Genomic DNA, 20272 nt, shown 5'->3' with positions numbered 1-20272 from the left:
CATGAGCGAACGGATCAGGCTGGCGACCGGTTCGGTCGGTGAGCTGCAGGCGCTCGGCGCCTTCGGCCGGCCGGTACATTCGCTCTACGCCCAGCTGAGGGCGGTGGTCGGCGCGCGGCTGTCGGCACGGCACGCGGCCCTGTTCGCCGAGCCGGTAATGCATTCGTCCGACAACCGGATCGACTGGTATGCGCCGGTCGACGGCCAGGCGCGCCGTCTGGCCGATCTGCCGCCGCAGGAGGCACAGGCCGCGCAGGCGACGCTGCAGCAGCTGTTGGCCGAGCTGTCGGCGCTGTCCGCACAGATGGCGGCCTCGACCAACGATAGCGACCAGGCGCTGGGACACCTGATCTCGCTCGCCCTGTCGACGCCCGACGACAGCCACCTGTTCGTGGTCGGCGACCAGCCGGTGCTCAGCTTCTGGGGCTTTGCGCGACGCGGCGGAACGGCGCAGGCCGCGCCGCTGCACGGCTTCGGCGGCCAGGCGGCGCAGCCGGCCGCCGCCGCCGCGCCGGTGGCGGCGATTGCCGTCGCGCGCGGCTCGCCGCTGCCCTGGCTGATGTGGGGCATCGCCTTCCTGCTGCTGGTGCTGGCGGCGCTGCTGCTGATGCGCGCCGTCGGCGGCATGGACATCCCCGGCCTCGCCTGGCTCGACGGACCGGCGGCGCAGGCCGCCGGGCCGACCGGTCCGGGCGGCCCCGCCACGCCGGCGGCGACCCAGGTGGCCGAACGCGCGCCGGCCGACGACTCCGCCCTGGTCGCCGCCCGCGACCGCGAACGCGCACTGCGCGCACAGCTCGCGGCGCTGCAGTCGGACATGGAGCGCGCGCTGGCCAGCTGCCCGGTGCCGCAGCGGCCGCCGGCCGCCACTCTCGTCCCGGACCGGCCGGCGAATCCGGTGCGGCCGCTCGACCGGGCCGAGGTCGACCGGCCCGGCGTCGACCTCGACCGGGTGGTGCCGTTGCCGGACCGCGACGCCACCGATCTTGCCGCGCTCGACCGTCCGGACGACCCCGACCTCGGCACCGACACCGCCGAGACGGACGAACCGGCGCCGGACGAGCCCGCGGTGGCGGACGAGCCGCCCGCCGGTGCGCCGCTGACCATCGACCGGGCCGCGCGCGACGCCCAGGACCTGGCCGCGCTCGAGGGGCGCTGGCGCACGGGGCGCAGTCTGATGGACCAGGGCAGCACCGATCCGCTGGAGATCGAGTATGCCTTCGACGCAGAGGGCCGCGGCCGCTCGACCATCCGCCTCGACGACGGCGTCACCTGTTCGGCCGAGGCGCAGGCCGCCTACAACGGCCCGGACGCAGTGGTGATCACCGAGCTCGACCACCCGGCCTGCAGCGACGGGACCGAATTCGAGCGGTCGGAGGTGGTCTGCGTGATCGACGCGGATGGCTCCACCATCTGCGAAGGCGCACAGGCCGGCGGTTCCGGCTATCCGGTGGGGCTGTACGCGGCCGAGTGACGCCGCAGGCCGCCACCGCCATTCACGCATGTTGGGGAAAGTTGCGCCGCGTCATGGCAGGTGTTTTGCGTGATCGCCATATCCAGGCCATATTCGATGCCCCATTCTGTCCCCTGGGGCGGGAGAACGGATTGCTGAGCGAATGCTGAAGGCCCTGCCCACCTACCGTCATCTGACCAGCCTGATTCCGCGCAGCGGCATCCAGTTCCTGGACTTCGGCTTCAGCATCGATGCCGCCGCCCGGGTCAGCCGCGCCTTCTGGGAGGAGGCGACCGGTACCGCCGAGGACGCCCCGGTCAACCTGCACTGCCTGGAACGCGACCCGCAGACCCGCGACTTCGTCACCAAGGACGCCGAGCGCAAGACGGTCGAACCGAGCTACGTCATCAACGCCGACCGGGCACTGGAGGTATTCCTCGGCCAGTGGGTGCCGGTGCCGTTCCTGCGCATCCGCGAGCGCAGCCGCGACGGCGCGCCGGTGTTCGCGCGCGGCCCGTCGAACTGGGCGCGCGTGCGCGTGGTGGCGCTGGACGAACCCGACCGCGACGGCAACAGCCACCGGGTGACGCTGGCCTTCGACACCGAGCTGGCCGACCAGGCCGAGGGCGCGCCCTATCTGGCGCCGTCGCCGGAGGACGCGCGCTCCGGCCAGGTGTTCTCGCTGGCGCACGACGACCGCGACAATTCATGGTTCATCGCCGACGATTGGGTCGACGAGTGGCTGTACGAGCTGTTCATCGACTATCGCCGCCGCCAGCGCGGCGGCCGGCCGGTGACCGAGGCCGACCTGCAGTGGGCCTGCGAGCACTACGCCCGCTATCTGACGTTGCTGCAGGTGCTGGCCGACATGCGCCTGTTCCCGCGCATCCAGCTGGTCGACACCGACACCCGTCCGCGCAAGTACCGGCCGATCGGCGTCGACCTGGTGCTCGACGTCGGCAACAGCCGCACCTGCGGCATCCTGATCGAGGCCGACCCCGACGACAAGATCGACCTCAACAACTCCTATGTGCTGGAGCTGCGCGACCTGTCGCGCCCGCACCTGGCCTACAACCGGCCGTTCAGATCGCGGCTGGAGTTCGCCAAGCCGGCATTCGGCCGCGACCACCTCAGCCGCCGCTCCGGCCGGCCGAACGCCTTCAACTGGCCGTTGGTCGCGCGGGTCGGGCCGGAGGCGGCCTGGCTGGCCAGCCAGGCCAAGGGCACCGAGGGTGCCACCGGCATGTCGAGCCCGAAGCGCTATCTGTGGGACACGCGGCCGCGCAACCAGGACTGGCGCTTCAACGGCCTGGCCGCGCCCGGCCACGGCGGCGCCCGCGACGACGACCAGGGCTTCGAGCCGCCGGTCACCACCGGCGTGTTCGTCCAGCAGCTGACCGAGGAGGGCGTGCCGCTGGACGACCCGAAGCTGCCGGCGGCGGCAAGGATCCCGGCGCTGCGGGCGCGCTATTCGCGCTCGTCGCTGATGGTGTTCGTGCTGGCCGAGATCATCCTGCACGGGCTGGTGATGGCCAATTCCGCCGAGCAGCGCGGCAAGCGGCCCTATGAGGACGTGCCGCGGCAGCTGGAGCGGGTGATCATGACCATGCCGACGGCGATGCCGAAGGCGGAGCGCGACATCCTGCGCCATCGCGCCGAGGCGGCGGTGCGCCTGCTGTGGACCTCGATGGGCTGGGACGGCGACGACCCGAACCAGCCGCAGCCGCCGCGCGTGCTGCTGGACTGGGACGAGGCGAGCTGCACCCAGCTGGTCTATCTGTACAGCGAGATCGCCCACAAGTTTCAGGGCGACATCCGCGGTTTCTTCAACACCATCGGCCGGCCGCGCCCCGCCAGCAAGGCCGCCGGCAACGGCGAGGCAGGCGCCAACAGCCGGCCCAGCCTCAGGGTCGCCAGCATCGACATCGGCGGCGGCACCACCGACCTGATCATCACCACCTACCGGCTGGAGGGCGACCGCACCATCGCCCCGCACCAGGAGTTCCGCGAGGGCTTCAACATCGCCGGCGACGACATCCTCAGCGCCGTGATCGAGCGGCACGTGATGCCGGCGATCACCGACGCGCTGGAGAAGGCCGGGGCGACCAACGCCCGCACGCTGGTGACCGAGCTGTTCGGCGGCGATTGGGGCGACCAGTCCGAGCGCGACCGCACGCTGAGGCGGCAGTTCGCCAACCGGGTCGCGCTGCCGGTCGGCATCAGGCTGCTGGAGCAGTACGAATCCTACCGCCCGATCGCCGGCAACCACGTCGACAGCTGGGCCTTCGACCAGTTCTTCGACGAGACGCCGCCGCCGGGGCTGGAGGACGCCTTCGTGCGCTACCTGGCCGACGCCGCCCGCGACGCCGGCGCCGAGGGCTTCGACCTGCACGCGCTGCAGGTGCCGGTCAACCAGGCGGCGATCGACGCCACCGTGCGCAGCGTGATTGCGCAGGTGCTGGCCGACATGTCGGAGATCGTCTTCATGTACGACTGCGACATCGTCCTGCTGTCGGGCCGGCCGTCGCGCTTCCCGGCGGTGACCGCGGCCATGTTCGCCAAGCCGCCGGTGGTGCCGGACCGGATCAAGGCGATGCACCACTATCGGGTCGGCAGCTGGTACCCGTTCCGCGACGCCCAGGGCCGGATCAACGACCCGAAGACCACCGCAGTGGTCGGCGCGATGCTGTGCGCCCTGGGCGAGGGCGACATCGAGGCCTTTTCCTTCCGCAGCTCGGCGTTGCGGATGCGCTCGACCGCCCGCTTCATCGGCGAGATGGAGCGGACCGGCGAGCTGCGCGAGGACAAGCTGCTGTTCCGCGGCCTCGACCTCGACGACCGCCGCGGCGCGCCGCCGAAGGCGACCTTCACCTTCGAGGCCCCGACCTTCATCGGCTTCCGCCAGCTCGATGTCGAGCGCTGGCCGGGCAAGCCGTTGTACTGGCTCGATTTCGGCAATCCGCGAATCCGCCGCGAGGCGGCGATGCCGCTGAAGGTGACGCTGTCGATGCGCGACGACGCGGTCGAGAGCGACGAGGAGACCGAGGGCGATTTCGAGATCATCGACATCGTCGACAGCGACAACACGCCGTTCCGCGAATCCGACCTGGAGATGCGGCTGCAGACGCTGAAGTCGGAGGCCGGCTACTGGCTGGACACCGGCATCTTCAACATCCGATAGGCCCGAAGCCGACTCATGACCGATTCCGCACCCCTGACCGCCCTGACCAGCCCGGAGAACGAGCGCGCGGCACAAGCCTGCCGCGCGACGGCCGAGGCCGCCCAGGCGGCGATCGACTGGATGGAGGCCAATGCCGAGCGGGTCGGCCCGGACGGCACCGCGCTGCTGTCGGACCTGCGCAAGGCGGCCAACGCCGCGCGCAAGATGGAGGTCGCGGTGCGCCGGCCGATGTGCGTTGGCGTGTTCGGCCCCAGCCAGGCCGGCAAGTCATACCTGATCTCCGCGCTGGCGCGGAAGGACACCGAATCGCTCAACGCCAAGTTCGCCGGCCGCACGGTCGACTTCGTCGAGGAGATCAACCCGCAGGGCGGCCAGGAATCGACCGGCCTGGTCACCCGCTTCACCCTGCAGCCGGGACGCAAGACGCCGGACGGCTTCCCGGTCGAGCTGCGGCTGCTGTCGCAGACCGACATCGTCAAGATCATCGGCAACACCTTCTACCTCGACGGCGACCCCAACACCTTCCCGGCGCCGGACCCGGCCGCGGTGCACGAGCGGCTGTCGGAGCTGGCGCGCGCCGCCCAGGCGGAAGCGGTCGACACGCTGACCTCCGACGACGTGTTCGACCTGCAGGAATATTTCGACAAGCAATTCCCGACCGCGCCGCGGCTGCGCGCGCTGGGGCCGAACTACTGGACCCAGGCCGCCCGGCTGGCGCCGCGGCTGAAGCGGGCGGAGCGGGCGCAGCTGTTCGCGCTGCTTTGGGCCGATGTCGAGCCGCTGACCGAACTGTACAAGCGGCTGCATGCGGCGCTGGCCGAGCTCGACTTCGCGCCGGAGGCCTTCGCCCCGCTGAACGCGCTGGTCCCGCGCGAGACCAGCATCATCGACGTGCGCACGCTCTACGACCTGGGCAAGGATGCCGGCGAACGGCTCGACCTGGTCAATCCGGCCGGCAAGAAGGTCTCGCTGCCGCGGGCCGAGGTGACGGCGATCGTCGCCGAGCTGCGGATCGTGGTCGAGGACAAGCCGTGGGACTTCTTCGACCACACCGACCTGCTCGACTTCCCGGGCGCGCGCTCGCGCGAGATCATCCCGAACATGGCCGAGGAGCTGGCGCGCAAGGGCGACATGCTGCAGCACCTGTTCCTGCGCGGCAAGGTAGCCTACCTGTTCGACCGCTATGTGGCGGAGCGCGAGCTGACCGCGATGCTGCTGTGCATCGGGCCGTCGAACCAGGAAGTGAAGACGCTGCCCGACATGATCAACCAGTGGATCAGCGTCACCCACGGCGACACGCCGCAGGCCCGCGCCCGGCGCACCACCGCGCTGTTCCTGGTGCTGACCAAATTCGACACCGAGTTCGAGCGGGCCAAGGGCAAGCGCGAGGACGACGACAGCCCGACCGAGCGCTGGACCGCGCGGCTGCAGGCCTCGCTGGTCGATTTCTTCGGCAAGCGCCACGGCTGGGTGCACGAGTGGGACGGGCGGCGCGGCTTCCGCAACACCTTCTGGATGCGCAACCCGAACATCGCGGCGACCGACCTGCTCGACTACGACGAGGAGAAGCTGCGCCACAACGTGTTCCACGAGCTCGGCATCCGGGCGGGCGAGCGCGAGCGCATCGGCACCTTCCGCACCGCCTATCTCAACAACGAGCTGGTCAAGCGCCATTTCGCCGAGCCGGAGGCGGCCTGGGACGCGGCGTTCGCGCTGAACGACGGCGGCATCCGCTATCTGGCCGAAAAGCTGCGGCCGGTCTGCAACCCGGACCTGAAGCGCCAGCAGATCGAGGGCGACCTGGCCGAGTGGCGGCGCCGGCTGGCGGAGCGGCTGACGCCGTTCTACATCTCCACCGACGCCGAGAAGGAGCGCGAGAAGAAGCGCAAGCTGGCGCAGGCCATCGCCCAGCGTCTGGTCGGCAGCGCCACCTCGCAGCGCTTCGGCGAGCTGCTGCGCGCGCTGCAGGTCGACGACGAGGACCTGGAGTCGGTCTACTACCGCGTCGAGGGCCTGGAGTCCGGCTCCAACGGCCATTCCGTCACCGTCGGCCGGGCGGCCGACGCCGGCGCGATGCTGTCGGCGCTCGGCCTTGGCGGCTCCGGCGATGCCAACGGCGAGAGCATGACCGACCAGGCCGACCGTTTCGCCCGCGCCTCGGTCGAGCTGTGGGTGGAGAAGCTGAACAAGCTGGCCGACGACGAGGCGGCGGGCACCTACTATCGCGTGCCGCGCGGCGACATGAGCAACCTGATCCACGAGCTGGTCACCGGCGCCACCCGGCTGGGCCTGCGCCGCGACATCGCCGGCGACGTGCGCGACCAGAGCAAGTACCGCAACGTCAAGTGGGACCAGATGATGGACCGCGTGGTGCTGCTGGCCGCCAACCACATCAATACCTTCGTCGACTATCTCGGGTTCGAAGGCCAGGAAGAGGCGCTGCGGCCCGCCGTCAGCGCCCGCGACGGCGCCAGCCGCCCGGTGTTCCGCGGCCGCCCGCCGGTCGACGGATTCCCGCAACTCAGCGAGACGCCGTCGCAGTTCGACCAGGACTATTACGTCGACTGGATCGCCGCCTTCATGAAGCTGGTCGAGGACAACTTCGCCATGCAGGGCGAGGAGGCGATCGACGTCGAGCAGAACAGCCGGCTCGGCGCGATCCTGGAACGGCTGGACGCGCTGGCGGCCTGAGCGACCGGACATGACCATTCTGATCACGGCAGCGGCGGACAGGAAGCAGGGACCCGGCCACGCGGTCATTCGGGTCGAAGGCGTGCGCGTCGCGCCCGACGACATCCGTTTCGCCGTGCGGCGGCCGGGCTTCCGCGAGGACAGCCTGGGCCCGACCGGCTGGCAGGCGGCCGAGGCGCTGCTGACGCCGGCGGCCGCCTATGTGGTGCAGGACGCCCTGTTCCTGCATGTCGGGTCCGAGGTGGTGGCCCACATGGAACCCGGCATGAACGTCGCGTTCCTGCTGGTGCTGCCGGACGGCGCGGCGCTCGACGGCCGGCTGGCTTGGCCGGCGATCCCCGGCCCGATCGGCGGGGCAGGCGCGCGCCGCGGCCGCATGGTGGCGACCCGCAGGGTCGAGGCGGAGGCCCCGGCGCTGCGCACCGGTGCCGCCCTTGTCGGCGATACGCCGCCGCCGCCGGCAGCGCCGCAGCCGCCCGCATCGTCCAAACCGGTCGCCGCGGTTGTGCCGCCGGCGCCGGAGCCGGTATCGCCGCCGCCGGTGCAGGCCGCGGTCGAGCCGGAGGAGCCCGTTGCCGACCCCGCGTTCGAGGCCGAGCCGGAGTCCGGCGGGCGGCCGGCGCCCGACCTGCGGGCCGAGCGTGACGCCGCCGCGACGGCCGCGGCGGCCGCGCATCGCCGCCCGTGGGGCCGGCGCGTCGCCGCGGTGGCCTCGATCTCGGTCGTGCTGATCGCCGGTGCTGCCGCCGCCTCGGTCTATCTCGGCCGCGACGAGATCTGCGCGCATGCGAGCCTGGGTGCGATCGCCGACGACCTGGGGCTGTGCCCGCCGGTTGTGGTCGCCGAGGCCGCACCGCCGGAGCCGCAGCCGGCCGACCCGGCGACGGCGCCGGATCCGAGCCGCTGGAACATTAACCCACTGTCGTGGCTTGGCCCCCAGGAGACGCCGCGCGGCGGCGCGGCGGCGCCGGCCGACGCCACCGACGACCAGGCGGCGCAGGAGCCGCCGCCGTCGCCGGAGAGCCAGCGCGAGCTGGCCCGGCAGTATCTGGAATCGCAGCCGTCGCCGGAAGAGGCGTTCGGCCGCGCGTCCGAGCTGCTGGCCCAGGGCCAGGTCGATGCCGCCTTCCTGATCTTCCGCTATGCGGCCGAGCGCGGCTACGCCGATGCGGCGACCGCCGTCGCCGCCATGTACGACCCGGAGACTTTCACGCCGCAGACCAGCCCGCTGCCGCGGCCGAACCCGTCGGTGGCGCGGTCGTGGTACGAGCGGGCCGTGGCGGCCGGTGACGAGGAGGCGCTGCTCAGCCTCGCCCGGCTGCTGGCCGACGAGAATGCCATCGAGGATGCGCGCGAGGCGCTGCACCGGGCCGAGGAAGCAGGCCTGGTCGATGCCGCGCGGCAGATGCTGGAGGACTTGCAGTGACCCTCGTCTCCGCCGTGCGCCGGGGGCTGGCGCGGGCCGCCCTGCCGGCGGCCTTCGCCCTGGCCGTGCTGCCGGCATTGCAGCCCGCCGTGGCCGTGGCGCAGGACCGCGTCCCGCTGCTGCAGGACGGCAAGACCACGCTGTACCAGCGGGTGCTGACGCGGCCGGACGCGGTGCTGCGCGAGACCCCGGCCCTGGACGCCGCCCAGGTCGGCGAGACCCTGCCGCCGTTCACGGTGTTCTACGTCTACGGCCGCCAGTCGGAAGCGGGCGCGGAGTGGCTGGAAGTGGGCGTCGGCCGCGACGGCGCGGTCGACGGCTGGCTCAATGCCGGCGCCACGGTGCCGTGGAACACCAACATGACCGTGGCGTTCGCCAACCCGGCCAACCGCGAGCGGGTGCTGCTGTTCGCCGACCGCGACGGCCTGGCGGCGACGCTGGGCGCGACCGACCCCGGCGCGGCGGCGGCGGAGCTGCGCGCCGCGGTCGAGGCCGGCGGGGCGGAGCCGGTGATCTCGATCGAGCCCGACGTCTATGTCGACCTGCGCCGGCAGTTCTACCTGCTGCCGATCCTGCAGTCGGAGGAGATCTACCTGGACAGCGGTTTCACCACGCGGCTGCTGCAGGTCGCGTCGGTGACCCTGCCGAAGGACCCGGCCCAGGCGGCGTCGGCGGACCCGGCCCGCGCCGACCTGCTGCAGGATTTCAAGGCCGGCGTGGTGTTCGTGATCGACACCACCATCTCGATGGGCCCCTACATCGACCGCACCCGCGAGGCGATCCGCACCATCTACGACCGGCTAGAGGACCGCGGCCTGCTGGGCCGGGTCGCCTTCGGCCTGGTCGCATTCCGCAACAACACCGATGCGGTGCCCGGCCTGGAATATGTCGCGCGCAGCTATGTCGACCTGACCGAGGGCGCCGACCCGGTGCAGTTCTTCGACCAGGTCGCCGCGGTGGCCCCGGCCAACGTGTCCAGCGCCACCTTCGTCGAGGACAGCTTCTCCGGCGTCGTCAACGCGATCCAGTCGATGCCCTGGGACGGCTTCGGCGGCCGCTACGTCGTGCTGATCACCGACGCCGGCGCGCTGCGCGGCAGCGACCCGCTGAGCGGCACGCACATGGACTCCGACCAGGTGCGCCAGCTCGCCGCCGACAGGGGCATCGCGATCTACACGCTGCACCTGCTGACCGACGTCGGCCGCGCCAACCACGAGGACGCGGCCGCGCAATACACCGTGCTGTCCAGCTTCCCGGGCCTCAGCCAGCCGCTCTACTACCCTGTCGCCGCCGGCGACGTGGTGCAGTTCGGCCGGGTGATCGACGCGCTGGGCGAGGCGCTGGCCGGCCAGGTCGCCGATGCCGAGGGCCAGTTCGGCGCGGCGCCGCCGGCGGTCGCCAACACCGCCGACCCTGTCGACCGGATCGGCGCGGAATCGCTGATCGTCGGCAACGCGATGATGCTGGCCTATCTCGGCCGCGAGGAAGGCGCCCAGGCGCCGAGCGTGCTGGAGGCGTGGGCGGCCGACCGCGATCTGGCCAATCCCGCCGTGGCCGCGCTCGACGTGCGCGTGCTGCTGTCGAAGACTCAGCTCAGCGACCTGCAGGAGGTGCTGAAGGCGATCGTCGAGGCCGCCCGTGTCGGCCAGATGGCGCCGGAAACCTTCTTCGACGAGCTGCAGAGCGCCGCCCTTGCGATGAGCCGCGACCCCAGCCGGGTCGGCTCCGGCGAGGCGCGCAACCTGGCCGACCTCGGGCTGGTCGGCGAGTATCTGGAAGGCCTGCCCTACCAGTCGAAGATCATGGGCATCGACCAGGACCTGTGGCTGAGCTGGAGCGTCGGCGAGCAGCAGGCGTTCATCGACGAGATCGAGGCCAAGATCCGGCTTTACGAGGCCTATCACAACGACGTCGACCGCTGGATTGCGCTGGACGGCGGACGGGTGCCGGGCGATGCGGTCTATCCCATCCCCCTCGACGCGCTGCCCTGAGCCGGCGGGCGAGGGCGCGCCGGACTCCGGAGCAGGGCCGATGCCGGACCGGGCGCCGCGCGACCGCGGGCCGGCGCTACTGTCGGCGCGGCTGCTGCGCAAGCGCTGGCTTACAGGTCCCGGGCGGACGTTCGCGGTCGAGGCCGCGGACATCGCCCTGCATCCGGGCAGCCACGTCGCGCTGGTCGGGCCCAGCGGCAGCGGCAAGTCCACCGTCCTCGACATGCTGGCGCTGGCGTTGGCGCCGGACGAGGCCGACGGGTTCGCCATCGGCGGCGCCGAGGCCGCCTGCGACGTCGGCCGCCTCTGGCGCGCCGGCGATTCCGACGGGCTGGCTGCCCTGCGCCGCGACCGGCTCGGCTATGTGCTGCAGACCGGCGGCCTGCTGCCGTTCCTCAATGTTCGCGATAACATCGCGCTGCCGCTGCGGCTGGCCGGGCGCGGCGACGGCGACGCCGTGGCCGAGCTGGCCGAGCGCCTGGGCATCGCCGGGCGGCTCGACCTGAGACCGGCCGCGCTATCGGTCGGCGAGCGGCAACGCGCCGCCATCGCCCGCGCGCTGGTCCACGCGCCGGCGATCGTGGTTGCCGACGAGCCGACCGCCTCGGTCGACCAGGCCAACGCCGAGCGCATCTTTGCGCTGTTCGCCGAGCTGATCGACCAGACCGGGGTCGCCGCGGTGGTCGCGACCCACGACCGCGGCCTGGCGGAGGCGTTCGGGCTGACGGTGGTCGAACACGACCTGGTCGAGACCGGCGACGGCGCGCTGTCGCGATTCCGGATGGACCCGGCATGAGTGCGGCACGGCTGCCCCTTCAGGTGGCGCGGCTGGGCGTCGCCGACTTCCGCTTCGAGGGCGGCATGTCGTTCTGCTTCGTCGCCGCGCTGGCCGGCGTGCTGACGCCGCTGATCATCCTGCTGGCGCTGAAATACGGCTTCATCGACGCGCTGACCCAGCGGCTGACCGGCGACCCGCGCAACCTGGAGGTGACGCCGGTCGGCGCCGGCCGCTACGACGCCGCCTGGTTTGCGGCGATGGCGGACGACGACGCGGTCGGCTTCGTCATTCCGCGCACCCGCCAGATCGCGGCCACCGCCGACCTGGCGTTCGCCGGCGCAAACGGCGCGGCGGTGGTGACGGCGGAGCTGATCCCCACCGCGGCCGGCGATCCGCTGATCGCCCTGAGCGGCACGCCGCCGCCGGCGCCGGGTGAGGTGCTGCTGAGCGACCGCGCCGCGCGCGAGCTGGGTGCGGCCGCGGGCGACGCGGTCGACCTGATCGTCGTGCGCACCCGCGACGGCGGCCGCGAGGTTGCCCGCCGCAGCTTCGTCGTGGCGGCGGTGCTGCCTCCGGACGCGTTCGGCCGGCCCGCCGCCTTCGTCGACCTGTCGGTGCTGCTGGCGGCCGAGGATTTTCGCGACGGACGCGCGGTACCCGACTGGGGTTTCGCCGACGACCCGCCGCCGCCCGAACCGCGCCTGTTCGCCAGCTTCCGGCTCTATGCCGCCGACCTCGACGCCGTGGCCGCGCTGGAGGACCGGCTGGTGGCCGCGGGCGGCGACGTGCGCACCCGCGCGGCCGACATCGCCGCTGTGCAGCGCCTGGACGCCAGCCTGTCGGTGCTGTTCCTGATCGTGGTCGCGCTCGGCGGCACCGGGTTCCTGGTCTCGATGGGCGCGAGCCTGTGGGCCAACGTCGCGCGCAAGCAGAAGGCGCTGAGCGTCATCCACCTGCTCGGCGCGCCGCGCCGGGCGCTGGCGCTGTTCCCGCTGACCCATGCGGCGCTGATCGCGGTGATCGGCGGCGTCGCGTCGGCGCTGGCGGCGCTGGCCGTGTCGGCCGTCATCAATGCGGTGTTCGCCGACCAGGTCGCCGGCACCGAGCAGGTTTGCCGGCTGGTTTGGTGGCACGTGGCGCTGGCGCTTGCGGCGACGCTGGTGCTGGCGCTCGCCGCCGCCGCCCTGGCCGCCTGGCGGGTATTGCGCATCGCCCCGGCCGAGGGCCTGCGCGATGTCTAGGCCGGCGGCAGGCTGGCTGCTGGCGGCGTCGCTGGCCCTGGGGCCGGCTGGCACGGCGGCGGCGCAGGACGTCGCGCCCGAACCGTGGCCCGAGGTCTATTCCAACCCGCAGCCGGCCGAGGGCGATCTGGTGCTGCCGATGCCCTGCGGCGGCGCGATGACATTCCGCCGGGTGGAGACCCCGACCGACGGGCCGCTGGACGACCGCCGCGTGCTGCTGGGCGCGTCCGACGAGGAGCGCGGCTATGCCGAGGGCCCGGTGTTCGCCGACATCGCCGGCGGCTTCGTCGACGGGGCGGGCGAGGCCGGCCGCCACTACTGGATCGGCAAGTACGAGGTCAATGCGGCGCAGCTCGCAGCGCTCGGCGAGAGCTGCCCCGACCTGAACCCGGGGCTGCGGCTGCCGGCGACGGCGGTGACCTGGGCCGACGCGGTCGCCTTTGCCGACGCCTATACAGGCTGGCTGGCCGCCAACGCCACGGACGCGCTGCCCGACGCCGACGGCATGGCCGGCTTCCTGCGCCTGCCGACCGAGGCGGAGTGGGACTTCGCCGCGCGCGGCGGCATCGCGGTGCGGCCGGAGGATTTCCGCGCCCGCACCTTCCCGATGCCGGCGGGCATGCCGGCCTATGTCTGGTTCCAGGGCAGCCGCTCGGCCAACAACCGGTTGCAGCTCATCGGCCTGCTGGCGCCGAACCCGTTGGGCCTGCACGACGTGCTCGGCAACGCCGACGAGATCGTGCTCGACCCGTTCCGGCTCAATCGTGGCGGCCGGTGGCACGGCGAGGCCGGCGGCTTCGTCGTGCGCGGCGGCAACTACCTGACCTCGGAGGGCGAGATCCGCACTTCCTACCGGCAGGAGATCGCGCACTACCGCGACGGCGCGCCGAACCGGGTGCGCACCATCGGCTTCCGGCTGGTGATCGCGGCGCCGGTGCTGACCTCGCGCGAGCGGCTGGCGGAGATCGACGCGGCCTGGCGCGAACAGGCGGCGGCCGGCTTCCAGGCGGAGCCGGCGGGCGAGGAGGACCCGCTGTCGGCGCTGACCCGGCTGATCGAGGCGCGCGACGACGCCACGCTGGCGGCCGCCGCCGAGCGGTTGATCGCCGAGCTGCGCGCCGAGACCGACGTGCGCGCCAGCTCGGGCGAGCGGCTGGCGCGCGCGCTGCTGCGTCTCGGCGCCGGCTTCGGTGCCGACGTGCATGCGGTCGCCGCGATCGTCGCGCTGAAGCAGGAGATCCAGCAGGCGCTGGCCGATGCCGCGCTCGACGAGCGCCAGCTGGCGGCGTCCGTCGAGGCGCTGGCGGCCGAGCGCCGAGCGCTCGACGATGCGATGGACGCCTATGTCGACAACGCCATCATCGCGGCGGAGAACATCCCCGGCCCGACCTTCGACGCCCAGCTGGAGCTGCTGCGCCAGGAACTGGCGGCAGCCGGGCGCAGCGACATCCTGCCCTTCGCCGCGGTGTTCGCCGACCATGTCGCCGAAGTGCGCCTGACCGGTGCCGCCGACCGCGAGGTGTGGCTGACGCGGCTGTCGCGATAGCGCGGCCGCGCTACCGGCCGCTCAGATCCGCATAGGTCCGCAACTCCGGGCGGTACTCGAAGTGCATGGTGTCGTAGTGGTACCAGCGCCCGCCCCAGATGAAGTCCTCGGTCTCGAAGGCGGCGACGATCTCCGGCGGAATCCGGTTACGGTATTCGCTCGGGTCCGGGCCGCCGCCGGCCCAGCGCCAGTAGTCGGCGAAGTTGACATTGATGTCGATCGCGACGGCGAAGCTGTGCGCGCTGAGCCGGTCGGTCCCGGCGATGACCCGCCAGTTGAAGCTGCCGGCCGGCTCGGCGAGATAGGGCAGGAACGCCTCGCCCAGCGCCTCCAGCTTGGCGGAGATGCGTGCGACGCGCGCCGGCACGTCGAAGGCGCGGTGCACCGGCAGCGGGCTCGGCCGGGTGTTGGCGAGCCAGGTCACCGTCTCGAGCTGCGCCGCCACCGCGTCGCGGCTTTCGCCGTAGAGGGCGCGGAACAGCGGGTCGCAGCGATAGCGGCCGGGGTCGAAGTTGCGCGCGGGCGGATCGTCGGCCGCACCCCAGGGATAGGGGTCGTGCAGCATGTCCTGCGGGTCGGCGTTCTCCAGCCGCCGGTCGAAATCCTTGTCCCGCCCGTCGTCGAGCGCGACCCGTGCTCCCGAGGCGAAGACCAGGTCGCCATTCGCGTAGCCGACGATGGCCTGCGGATAGGCGTCGATGAACGCCTGGGCGGCAACGGACGGGTCGGCGGGCTGGGCCCGGGCCGGCGTGCGCAGCGGCGATGCGGCCAGCGCCAATCCGCCGGCAAGGAAGGCGCGTCGGTTCAGCATCGGCCCAGCCTGACCGCGGAATGCGCCGGAAAGGCGCTCAGTTCACCGTCACGTCGATGTAGTCGATGACGCCGGCATGGCCCCAGACCTGGACGACGACATAGGGGCGGCCGTTGACGATCGCCTGGATCGCTCCCGGCGACGAGGTGCCGGCGTTGAGCAGCGCCTCCATCCGGGCGCGGTTGTTGACGTTGGCAAAGACCGGGTCCCACTCGTCGGCCGGGTCGCGCCGGCCGAAACGATGGAAGTTGGCCCGGTCCTGCCGGATGATCGCCGCCGCGCTGGTCAGCCGCTGGCCGTTGGAGTTGAGATGGTCGCGGTCGCTGAGCAGCGCGCCGTATTGCGCGATCAGCTCCTGCGCCGCCGCCGGGCCGGCGGCCAGCGCCAATGCGAGTCCCGCCAGCAATGCACGCATCCGATGCCTCCCTGTCGCTGTGTCGGCGGCGGCGTCCTCGCCGCTCAGCTCATGCCCATGAAGTCGCGCTTGCCGATCGGCACGCCGCAATGGCGCAGGATCGCGTAGGCGGCGGTGACGTGGAAGTAGAAGTTGGGCAGCACGAAGCCGAGCAGGTAGTCCTGCCCCTGGAAATGCATCGCCTGGCCGCCGATCGACAGCGTGATCTCGCGCTCCTCCGATCCGTCGACGTCGGCCGGCTGCTTCGACTGCACGAAGGCGAGGGTCTTGGTGATGCGTTCGCGCAGCTCGCCCAGCGTCGCCTCGTCGTCGCTGTATTTCGGCGGCTCGGCCCCGGATAGCCGGGCAACGCAGCCCTTGGCATGGTCGGTGGCGATTTGGACCTGCCGGCTGAGCGGGAACATGTCCGGCGCCAGCCGGTAGCCGACGAGCACGGTCTGGTCGATCCGCCGCTCGGCGGCATTGGTCTCGGCCTTCTCCAGGATCGCCGACAGTGCGTTCAGCATGCGGGTGAAGACGGGCACGGACGCCTGATACATCGAGAGCGTCATGATGGGCGGGCACCTTCATGTGCGGGTGGACGAGGCCTTCTTTCTGCGCCCGCCGGCCCGGTCGCGCAAGGGCCGGCGTGGCCCGCACCGCGGGCGGCGCGGCCGGATAAGCACATGTTAACGGCTGTGGCGGAAACTGGGCGCCCGCAGTCGGTGCGGCCTACCCGCCATTCGCACCGCATGCGCCCGCTGCTGGCACAGGCAATCGCGAGGACAGCATGCCTTCTGGTCCCGCCCTTCTCGGCCTTGGCGCCGCCGTCATCGCGATCGGGGTCGCGCTGGTCGGCGGCTTCGTCACCTTCGCCGGCGACAGTGCCGGCTCGGTCGGCTACGGCGCGCTCGGCGTCGGCTCGGTCCTGGCCCTGGTCGGCATGATCGCCATGCCGCGCCGCCGCGAGACGGCTGTGGACAGCGCCGAGGCGTTCCAGTCCGATATCAGCCGCCAGGCCCTGCTGGCGGCGCTGGCCTATGCCGCCGCCTCGGACGGCCACCTGCACGAAGCGGAGGCGGAGACGGTTCAGCATGTCTTTCAGAAGCTGACCGGCAAGCCGATCGACATGGCCGCGATCAAGGCCAGCGTGGTGAACGTCGACCTGCACCGCGAGCCGATCCGGCACCATCTCGCCGGCCTGTGGCAGCAGATCGATCGCGACGTGCGCATCGTCATCCTGCACGGCGCGTATCTGGTCGCCTGCGCCGACGACGAGATGCACGCGATGGAGCGCCCGGTCCTGGCGGACATCGCCAGCGGACTGATGCTGACGGAGAACGAGCGGCGCTCTGCCTATCTGATGCCCGACGTCGCCGAGCCTACTCTAGCACCAGCGATTCACGGCTGATCGGCTCGCCCAGCCGGTTCGCGATCGCGCTGACCAGCAGCGGGCCGGCTTCCTCGCGGCTGGAGCCGCTGATGTCGGCCATGATCTCGCCCTGCCAGACCCGGCGCCCGGTGCTGCGGTCGTTCAGCGTGACGAAGATGCCGAACTGCAGCGCGTCGACCGAATCGGGGTTGACCCGTCCGCCCAGCACGCTGTCCTCGCTGTCCGCGAACAGGTTGACCCGCACGCTGCCCTCGTCCAGCCGCGTGTCGGCGGTGGCGCTGCCCAGGGTCGGCACGTCGCGGGTGATGGTGTCGCGGTCGCGCAGTTCCAGCCCCAGCAGCAATTGCCCGCCGGCCCCGACCTGATAGCCCTTGGCGGCCAGGGTCTGGCGGGCGACGTCGGCGATGGCAAGGGCCAGGTCGCTGTCGTCGTAGCTGACGATCTCGATCGAGGCGGCCGGCGGCATCGGCGCCAGCGCCAGCGCGTTGATCGTGGCCGAGACCGGCTTCGACGGCTGGGCGCCAGCCGGTGCGGCGACGGCGGCAACGGCGACGCAGGCCAGGACAGCGGCGAAGAACGACCGGACGGGCATGAGGGACTCCTGCGCGGCGACATTGCCGTGACGGTAATTATAGGGCTTCGGCGCCGCGCGGCCATGAGAATGCGCACAACGCGGTGCATGCGGCGGCCGACGATGCTAGAACGCCGCCAACCGGAATCGCATCGAGGGAAAGCGCAATGACCGTGCAGAAGAATTTCATCGCCGGCGCCTGGGTCGACGGGGGTGAGGCCAACCGCGACCTCAACCCGTCGAACCTGTCCGACACGGTCGGCGAATACGCCCGCGCCAGCAAGGAACAGGCCGTCCAGGCGATCGACGCGGCGGCCGCGGCGCTGGCGCCGTGGAACGCGCTCGGCGTGCAGGCCCGCTTCGATGCGCTGGACGCCATCGGCACCGAGATCCTGGCCCGTCGCCAGGAACTCGGCACGCTGCTGTCGCGCGAAGAGGGCAAGACCCTGCCGGAAGGCATCGGCGAGACCGTGCGCGCCGGCCAGATCTTCAAGTATTTCGCCGGCGAGACGCTGCGCATAGACGGCGAGAAGCTGGCCTCGGTCCGCCCCGGCGTCGAGGTCGAGATGACGCGCGAGCCGGTCGGCGTGATCGGCCTGATCACGCCGTGGAACTTCCCGATCGCGATCCCGGCCTGGAAGATCGCGCCGGCGCTGGCCTATGGCAACACGGTGGTGTTCAAGCCGGCCGACCTGGTACCCGGCACGGCCCATGCCCTGGCCGACATCATTGTCCGGGCTCTGGCGGGCGTGAAGGCGCCCGACGGCGTGTTCAACCTGGTGATGGGCCGCGGCAGCGTGGTCGGCGACACGCTGGTCAACGCGCCCAAGGTCAGCGCGATCAGCTTCACCGGCTCGGTCGCGACCGGCAGCGGCATCGCGGTCGCCTGCGCCAAGCGCCGCGCCAAGGTGCAACTGGAAATGGGCGGCAAGAACCCGCTGGTGGTGCTGGACGATGCAGACCTGAAGAATGCGGTGGCCTGCGCCGGCAACGGCGCCTTCTTCTCCACCGGTCAGCGGTGCACCGCGTCGTCGCGGCTGATCGTGACCGAAGGCATCCACGACCGCTTCGTCGCCGCGCTCACCGACTTCATGAAGGGGCTGAAGGTCGACGACGCACTGAAGCAGGGCACGCAGATCGGTCCGGTGGTCGACCAGTCGCAACTGGACCAGAATCTCAGCTATCTCGACATCGGCCGCAAGGAAGGCGCCGCGCTGCATGCCGGCGGCGAGCGGTTGAACCGCGATACCGAGGGCTTCTTCATGGCGCCGGCGCTGTTCACCGAGACCACCAACGCCATGCGGATCAACCGCGAGGAGATCTTCGGGCCTGTGGCGACCGTGATCCGGGTGAAGGACTATGACGAGGCGCTGGCGGTGGCCAACGACACCGAGTTCGGGCTGTCGTCGGGGATCTGCACCGCATCGCTGAAGCACGCCAGCCACTTCAAGGCGAACAGTCAGGCCGGCATGACCATGGTGAATCTGCCCACCGCCGGGGTCGACTATCACGTGCCGTTCGGCGGCCGGAAGGGTTCCAGCTATGGCGCGCGCGAGCAGGGCCACTATGCCCAGGAATTCTACACCGCGGTGAAGACCAGCTATCAGGCTGCGCTGTAGCGCGCCGCCCGATGCCGACGGCCCGGACGCACGGTCCGGGCACAATTGCGCTTGCAGAAATCGTTACAGGGTCTTCACAAAAGGCCCTGTACTTTTTCGACTCGTGTGTAATGGACCGCGGTCCCCGATTGCGAGGCAAGCGACATGACCGGTTTGACGACCTCGATTGTGAAGACCATTGCCGGGGCGGCGTTGCTGTCGGCCCTCGCATTCGCCAATGCTGCGGCAGCCGACGGCGATGACTGCAACCTGCTGATCGGCGGTACGATGCCCGTCTCGGCGATGGCCGGCGGCACGGTTACGGTGTCGCTCGGCGCCGGGTTCCAGTGCGTCGGCACGTCAAGCCTGGGCGGCAGCGATGGCCACATCGTGGTGCAGGGCTTCGACCTGTTCCTGGTGCCAGCCGGCGAGTTCACCGGATTCTACGATTTCGACCCGATCTATCGCACCGTCTCCGGCCGTCGGCCGACCGCTTCGACCGGCGGCTTCGCGCAGCGGTTCGAGGACGGCATCCTGGCCACGCCGGCCTGGCAGTCCGGCCCGATCGGCTTCGCGGCGCCGGCCCAGGCCGGCAGTTACGACCTGTTCGCCTGCGTGCTGCGCTACACCGACCCGTCGAACATCGACGAGGCCCTGTTCAACCGCGCTGTCGGCATGAACGGCGGCGGACTGCTGCCCGGCCGCTGCCTCTACGGCGGGATCGAGATCGTGGCGATGCCGGACGTCGGCCCGGCGCTCGACGCCTCGCGCGACGCGTTCGTCGACCGGCTCTCGGCATCGATCCAGGTGCCCGGCTCGGTCTATCAGGCCGGCCAGCCGATTCCGGTCAGCATGACGGTGACCAGCGCGGTCGCGGCGCCGCCGGGAACCCTGCGCGCCGCGGTGTGGCTGGTGCCGCAGGGGCAGGGGGTCGACGGTCCCGCCGATGCGGTGGTGCCGCTGTCGATGCCGGCGGCCAACCAGGGCGCCGTGGTGCAGCTGCAGGTCGCGCCGCCGCAGCAGGCCGGCGTGTATTATTTCCACTACTGCGTCGGCTATGCCGAAAGCCCCGCCCAGCAATGCTGGCTGGGCCTGCCGCAGCCGCTGGTCACCGTGGTCGACGCGACGACGCTGAACCCGCGCCTGCCGGACAACCTGCCGACGGTGCCGCGCCCGGTGCTGCCCGGCAACTGACCGG

General features: G+C 71.6%; 15 protein-coding genes. 11 read left to right on the top strand and 4 right to left on the bottom strand.

The genetic code is table 11. The features are described 5' to 3' along the window. Nucleotide 1 precedes the first annotated feature (1 nt). From R3F55_18660 to R3F55_18625, 8 genes are all read left to right on the top strand, one after another. Nucleotides 2–1474: an SrfA family protein gene (locus R3F55_18660; protein MEZ5669415.1), complete on the top strand. Its 1473-nt coding sequence runs from the start codon at nt 2–4 to the stop codon at nt 1472–1474. A 142-nt stretch (nt 1475–1616) separates the two neighbouring features. Next, on the top strand, nt 1617–4634 hold the full coding sequence (locus R3F55_18655; GenBank protein MEZ5669414.1) for a virulence factor SrfB: 3018 nt from the start codon (nt 1617–1619) through the stop codon (nt 4632–4634). 15 nt (nt 4635–4649) lie between these two features. Then, complete coding sequence (locus R3F55_18650) at nt 4650–7325, top strand: virulence factor SrfC family protein (protein ID MEZ5669413.1); 2676 nt, start codon at nt 4650–4652, stop codon at nt 7323–7325. A 10-nt stretch (nt 7326–7335) separates the two neighbouring features. Next, nucleotides 7336–8751, top strand: a complete 1416-nt coding sequence (locus R3F55_18645) for a hypothetical protein (GenBank protein ID MEZ5669412.1) — start codon at nt 7336–7338, stop codon at nt 8749–8751. Then, nucleotides 8748–10742 carry a vWA domain-containing protein gene (locus R3F55_18640; protein ID MEZ5669411.1) on the top strand — a complete coding sequence of 665 codons (1995 nt, stop codon included), beginning with the start codon at nt 8748–8750 and terminating at the stop codon, nt 10740–10742. Before R3F55_18645 ends, R3F55_18640 begins: the two co-directional genes overlap by 4 nt. Nucleotides 10743–10782: 40 nt before the next feature. Continuing rightward, nucleotides 10783–11538: an ATP-binding cassette domain-containing protein gene (locus tag R3F55_18635; protein MEZ5669410.1), complete on the top strand. Its 756-nt coding sequence runs from the start codon at nt 10783–10785 to the stop codon at nt 11536–11538. Continuing rightward, the gene (locus R3F55_18630; GenBank protein MEZ5669409.1) at nt 11535–12761 is read left to right on the top strand and encodes an FtsX-like permease family protein; all 1227 of its coding nucleotides are present in this window, start codon (nt 11535–11537) and stop codon (nt 12759–12761) included. The genes R3F55_18635 and R3F55_18630 overlap by 4 nt, the downstream gene beginning before the upstream one ends. Further along, complete coding sequence (locus tag R3F55_18625) at nt 12754–14307, top strand: SUMF1/EgtB/PvdO family nonheme iron enzyme (GenBank protein MEZ5669408.1); 1554 nt, start codon at nt 12754–12756, stop codon at nt 14305–14307. The genes R3F55_18630 and R3F55_18625 overlap by 8 nt, the downstream gene beginning before the upstream one ends. Before the next feature lie 10 nt (nt 14308–14317). On the opposite strand, the gene R3F55_18620 is transcribed toward R3F55_18625, so the two are convergent. Genes R3F55_18620 through R3F55_18610 form a run of 3 tightly spaced genes read right to left on the bottom strand, consistent with a single transcriptional unit; the run spans nt 14318 to nt 16084 of the window. Next, nucleotides 14318–15118: a M15 family metallopeptidase gene (locus tag R3F55_18620; protein ID MEZ5669407.1), complete on the bottom strand. Its 801-nt coding sequence runs from the start codon at nt 15116–15118 to the stop codon at nt 14318–14320. Nucleotides 15119–15155: 37 nt separating this feature from the next. Beyond that, nucleotides 15156–15533, bottom strand: coding sequence for a hypothetical protein (locus R3F55_18615; protein MEZ5669406.1), 378 nt, complete (start codon nt 15531–15533; stop codon nt 15156–15158). Nucleotides 15534–15577: 44 nt separating this feature from the next. Further along, nucleotides 15578–16084, bottom strand: coding sequence for a DUF1993 domain-containing protein (locus R3F55_18610; protein MEZ5669405.1), 507 nt, complete (start codon nt 16082–16084; stop codon nt 15578–15580). 218 nt (nt 16085–16302) lie between these two features. On the opposite strand from R3F55_18610, the gene R3F55_18605 reads away from it, so the two are divergent. Further along, nucleotides 16303–16923, top strand: a complete 621-nt coding sequence (locus R3F55_18605) for a hypothetical protein (GenBank protein ID MEZ5669404.1) — start codon at nt 16303–16305, stop codon at nt 16921–16923. Here the strand turns inward: R3F55_18605 and R3F55_18600 are convergent. Beyond that, a complete protein-coding gene (locus R3F55_18600; GenBank protein MEZ5669403.1) occupies nt 16895–17497 on the bottom strand; it encodes a hypothetical protein in 603 nt (200 codons plus the stop codon). The genes R3F55_18605 and R3F55_18600 overlap by 29 nt on opposite strands. A 146-nt stretch (nt 17498–17643) precedes the next feature. Between R3F55_18600 and R3F55_18595 the strand changes: the two genes are divergently transcribed. Next, complete coding sequence (locus R3F55_18595; GenBank protein MEZ5669402.1) at nt 17644–19095, top strand: aldehyde dehydrogenase family protein; 1452 nt, start codon at nt 17644–17646, stop codon at nt 19093–19095. Between the two features lie 144 nt (nt 19096–19239). Next, nucleotides 19240–20268: a hypothetical protein gene (locus R3F55_18590; protein ID MEZ5669401.1), complete on the top strand. Its 1029-nt coding sequence runs from the start codon at nt 19240–19242 to the stop codon at nt 20266–20268. The last annotated feature ends 4 nt before the right edge of the window (nt 20269–20272 follow it).

The sequence above is a fragment of the Alphaproteobacteria bacterium genome (genome assembly GCA_041396705.1).
In the GTDB taxonomy this organism is placed as follows: Bacteria; Pseudomonadota; Alphaproteobacteria; order CALKHQ01; family CALKHQ01; genus CALKHQ01.
The sequence above is the reverse complement of the archived record's forward strand: the minus strand, read 5'-3'. Positions and strand labels throughout refer to the sequence as shown.

Coding starts and splice junctions, on each gene's coding strand:
- R3F55_18660 (MEZ5669415.1), top strand. CDS start 2: ATGAGCGAACGGATCAGGCTGGCGACCGGTTCGGTCGGTGAGCTGCAG.
- R3F55_18655 (MEZ5669414.1), top strand. CDS start 1,617: ATGCTGAAGGCCCTGCCCACCTACCGTCATCTGACCAGCCTGATTCCG.
- R3F55_18650 (MEZ5669413.1), top strand. CDS start 4,650: ATGACCGATTCCGCACCCCTGACCGCCCTGACCAGCCCGGAGAACGAG.
- R3F55_18645 (MEZ5669412.1), top strand. CDS start 7,336: ATGACCATTCTGATCACGGCAGCGGCGGACAGGAAGCAGGGACCCGGC.
- R3F55_18635 (MEZ5669410.1), top strand. CDS start 10,783: ATGCCGGACCGGGCGCCGCGCGACCGCGGGCCGGCGCTACTGTCGGCG.
- R3F55_18630 (MEZ5669409.1), top strand. CDS start 11,535: ATGAGTGCGGCACGGCTGCCCCTTCAGGTGGCGCGGCTGGGCGTCGCC.
- R3F55_18625 (MEZ5669408.1), top strand. CDS start 12,754: ATGTCTAGGCCGGCGGCAGGCTGGCTGCTGGCGGCGTCGCTGGCCCTG.
- R3F55_18620 (MEZ5669407.1), bottom strand. CDS start 15,118: ATGCTGAACCGACGCGCCTTCCTTGCCGGCGGATTGGCGCTGGCCGCA.
- R3F55_18615 (MEZ5669406.1), bottom strand. CDS start 15,533: ATGCGTGCATTGCTGGCGGGACTCGCATTGGCGCTGGCCGCCGGCCCG.
- R3F55_18610 (MEZ5669405.1), bottom strand. CDS start 16,084: ATGACGCTCTCGATGTATCAGGCGTCCGTGCCCGTCTTCACCCGCATG.
- R3F55_18605 (MEZ5669404.1), top strand. CDS start 16,303: ATGCCTTCTGGTCCCGCCCTTCTCGGCCTTGGCGCCGCCGTCATCGCG.
- R3F55_18600 (MEZ5669403.1), bottom strand. CDS start 17,497: ATGCCCGTCCGGTCGTTCTTCGCCGCTGTCCTGGCCTGCGTCGCCGTT.
- R3F55_18595 (MEZ5669402.1), top strand. CDS start 17,644: ATGACCGTGCAGAAGAATTTCATCGCCGGCGCCTGGGTCGACGGGGGT.
- R3F55_18590 (MEZ5669401.1), top strand. CDS start 19,240: ATGACCGGTTTGACGACCTCGATTGTGAAGACCATTGCCGGGGCGGCG.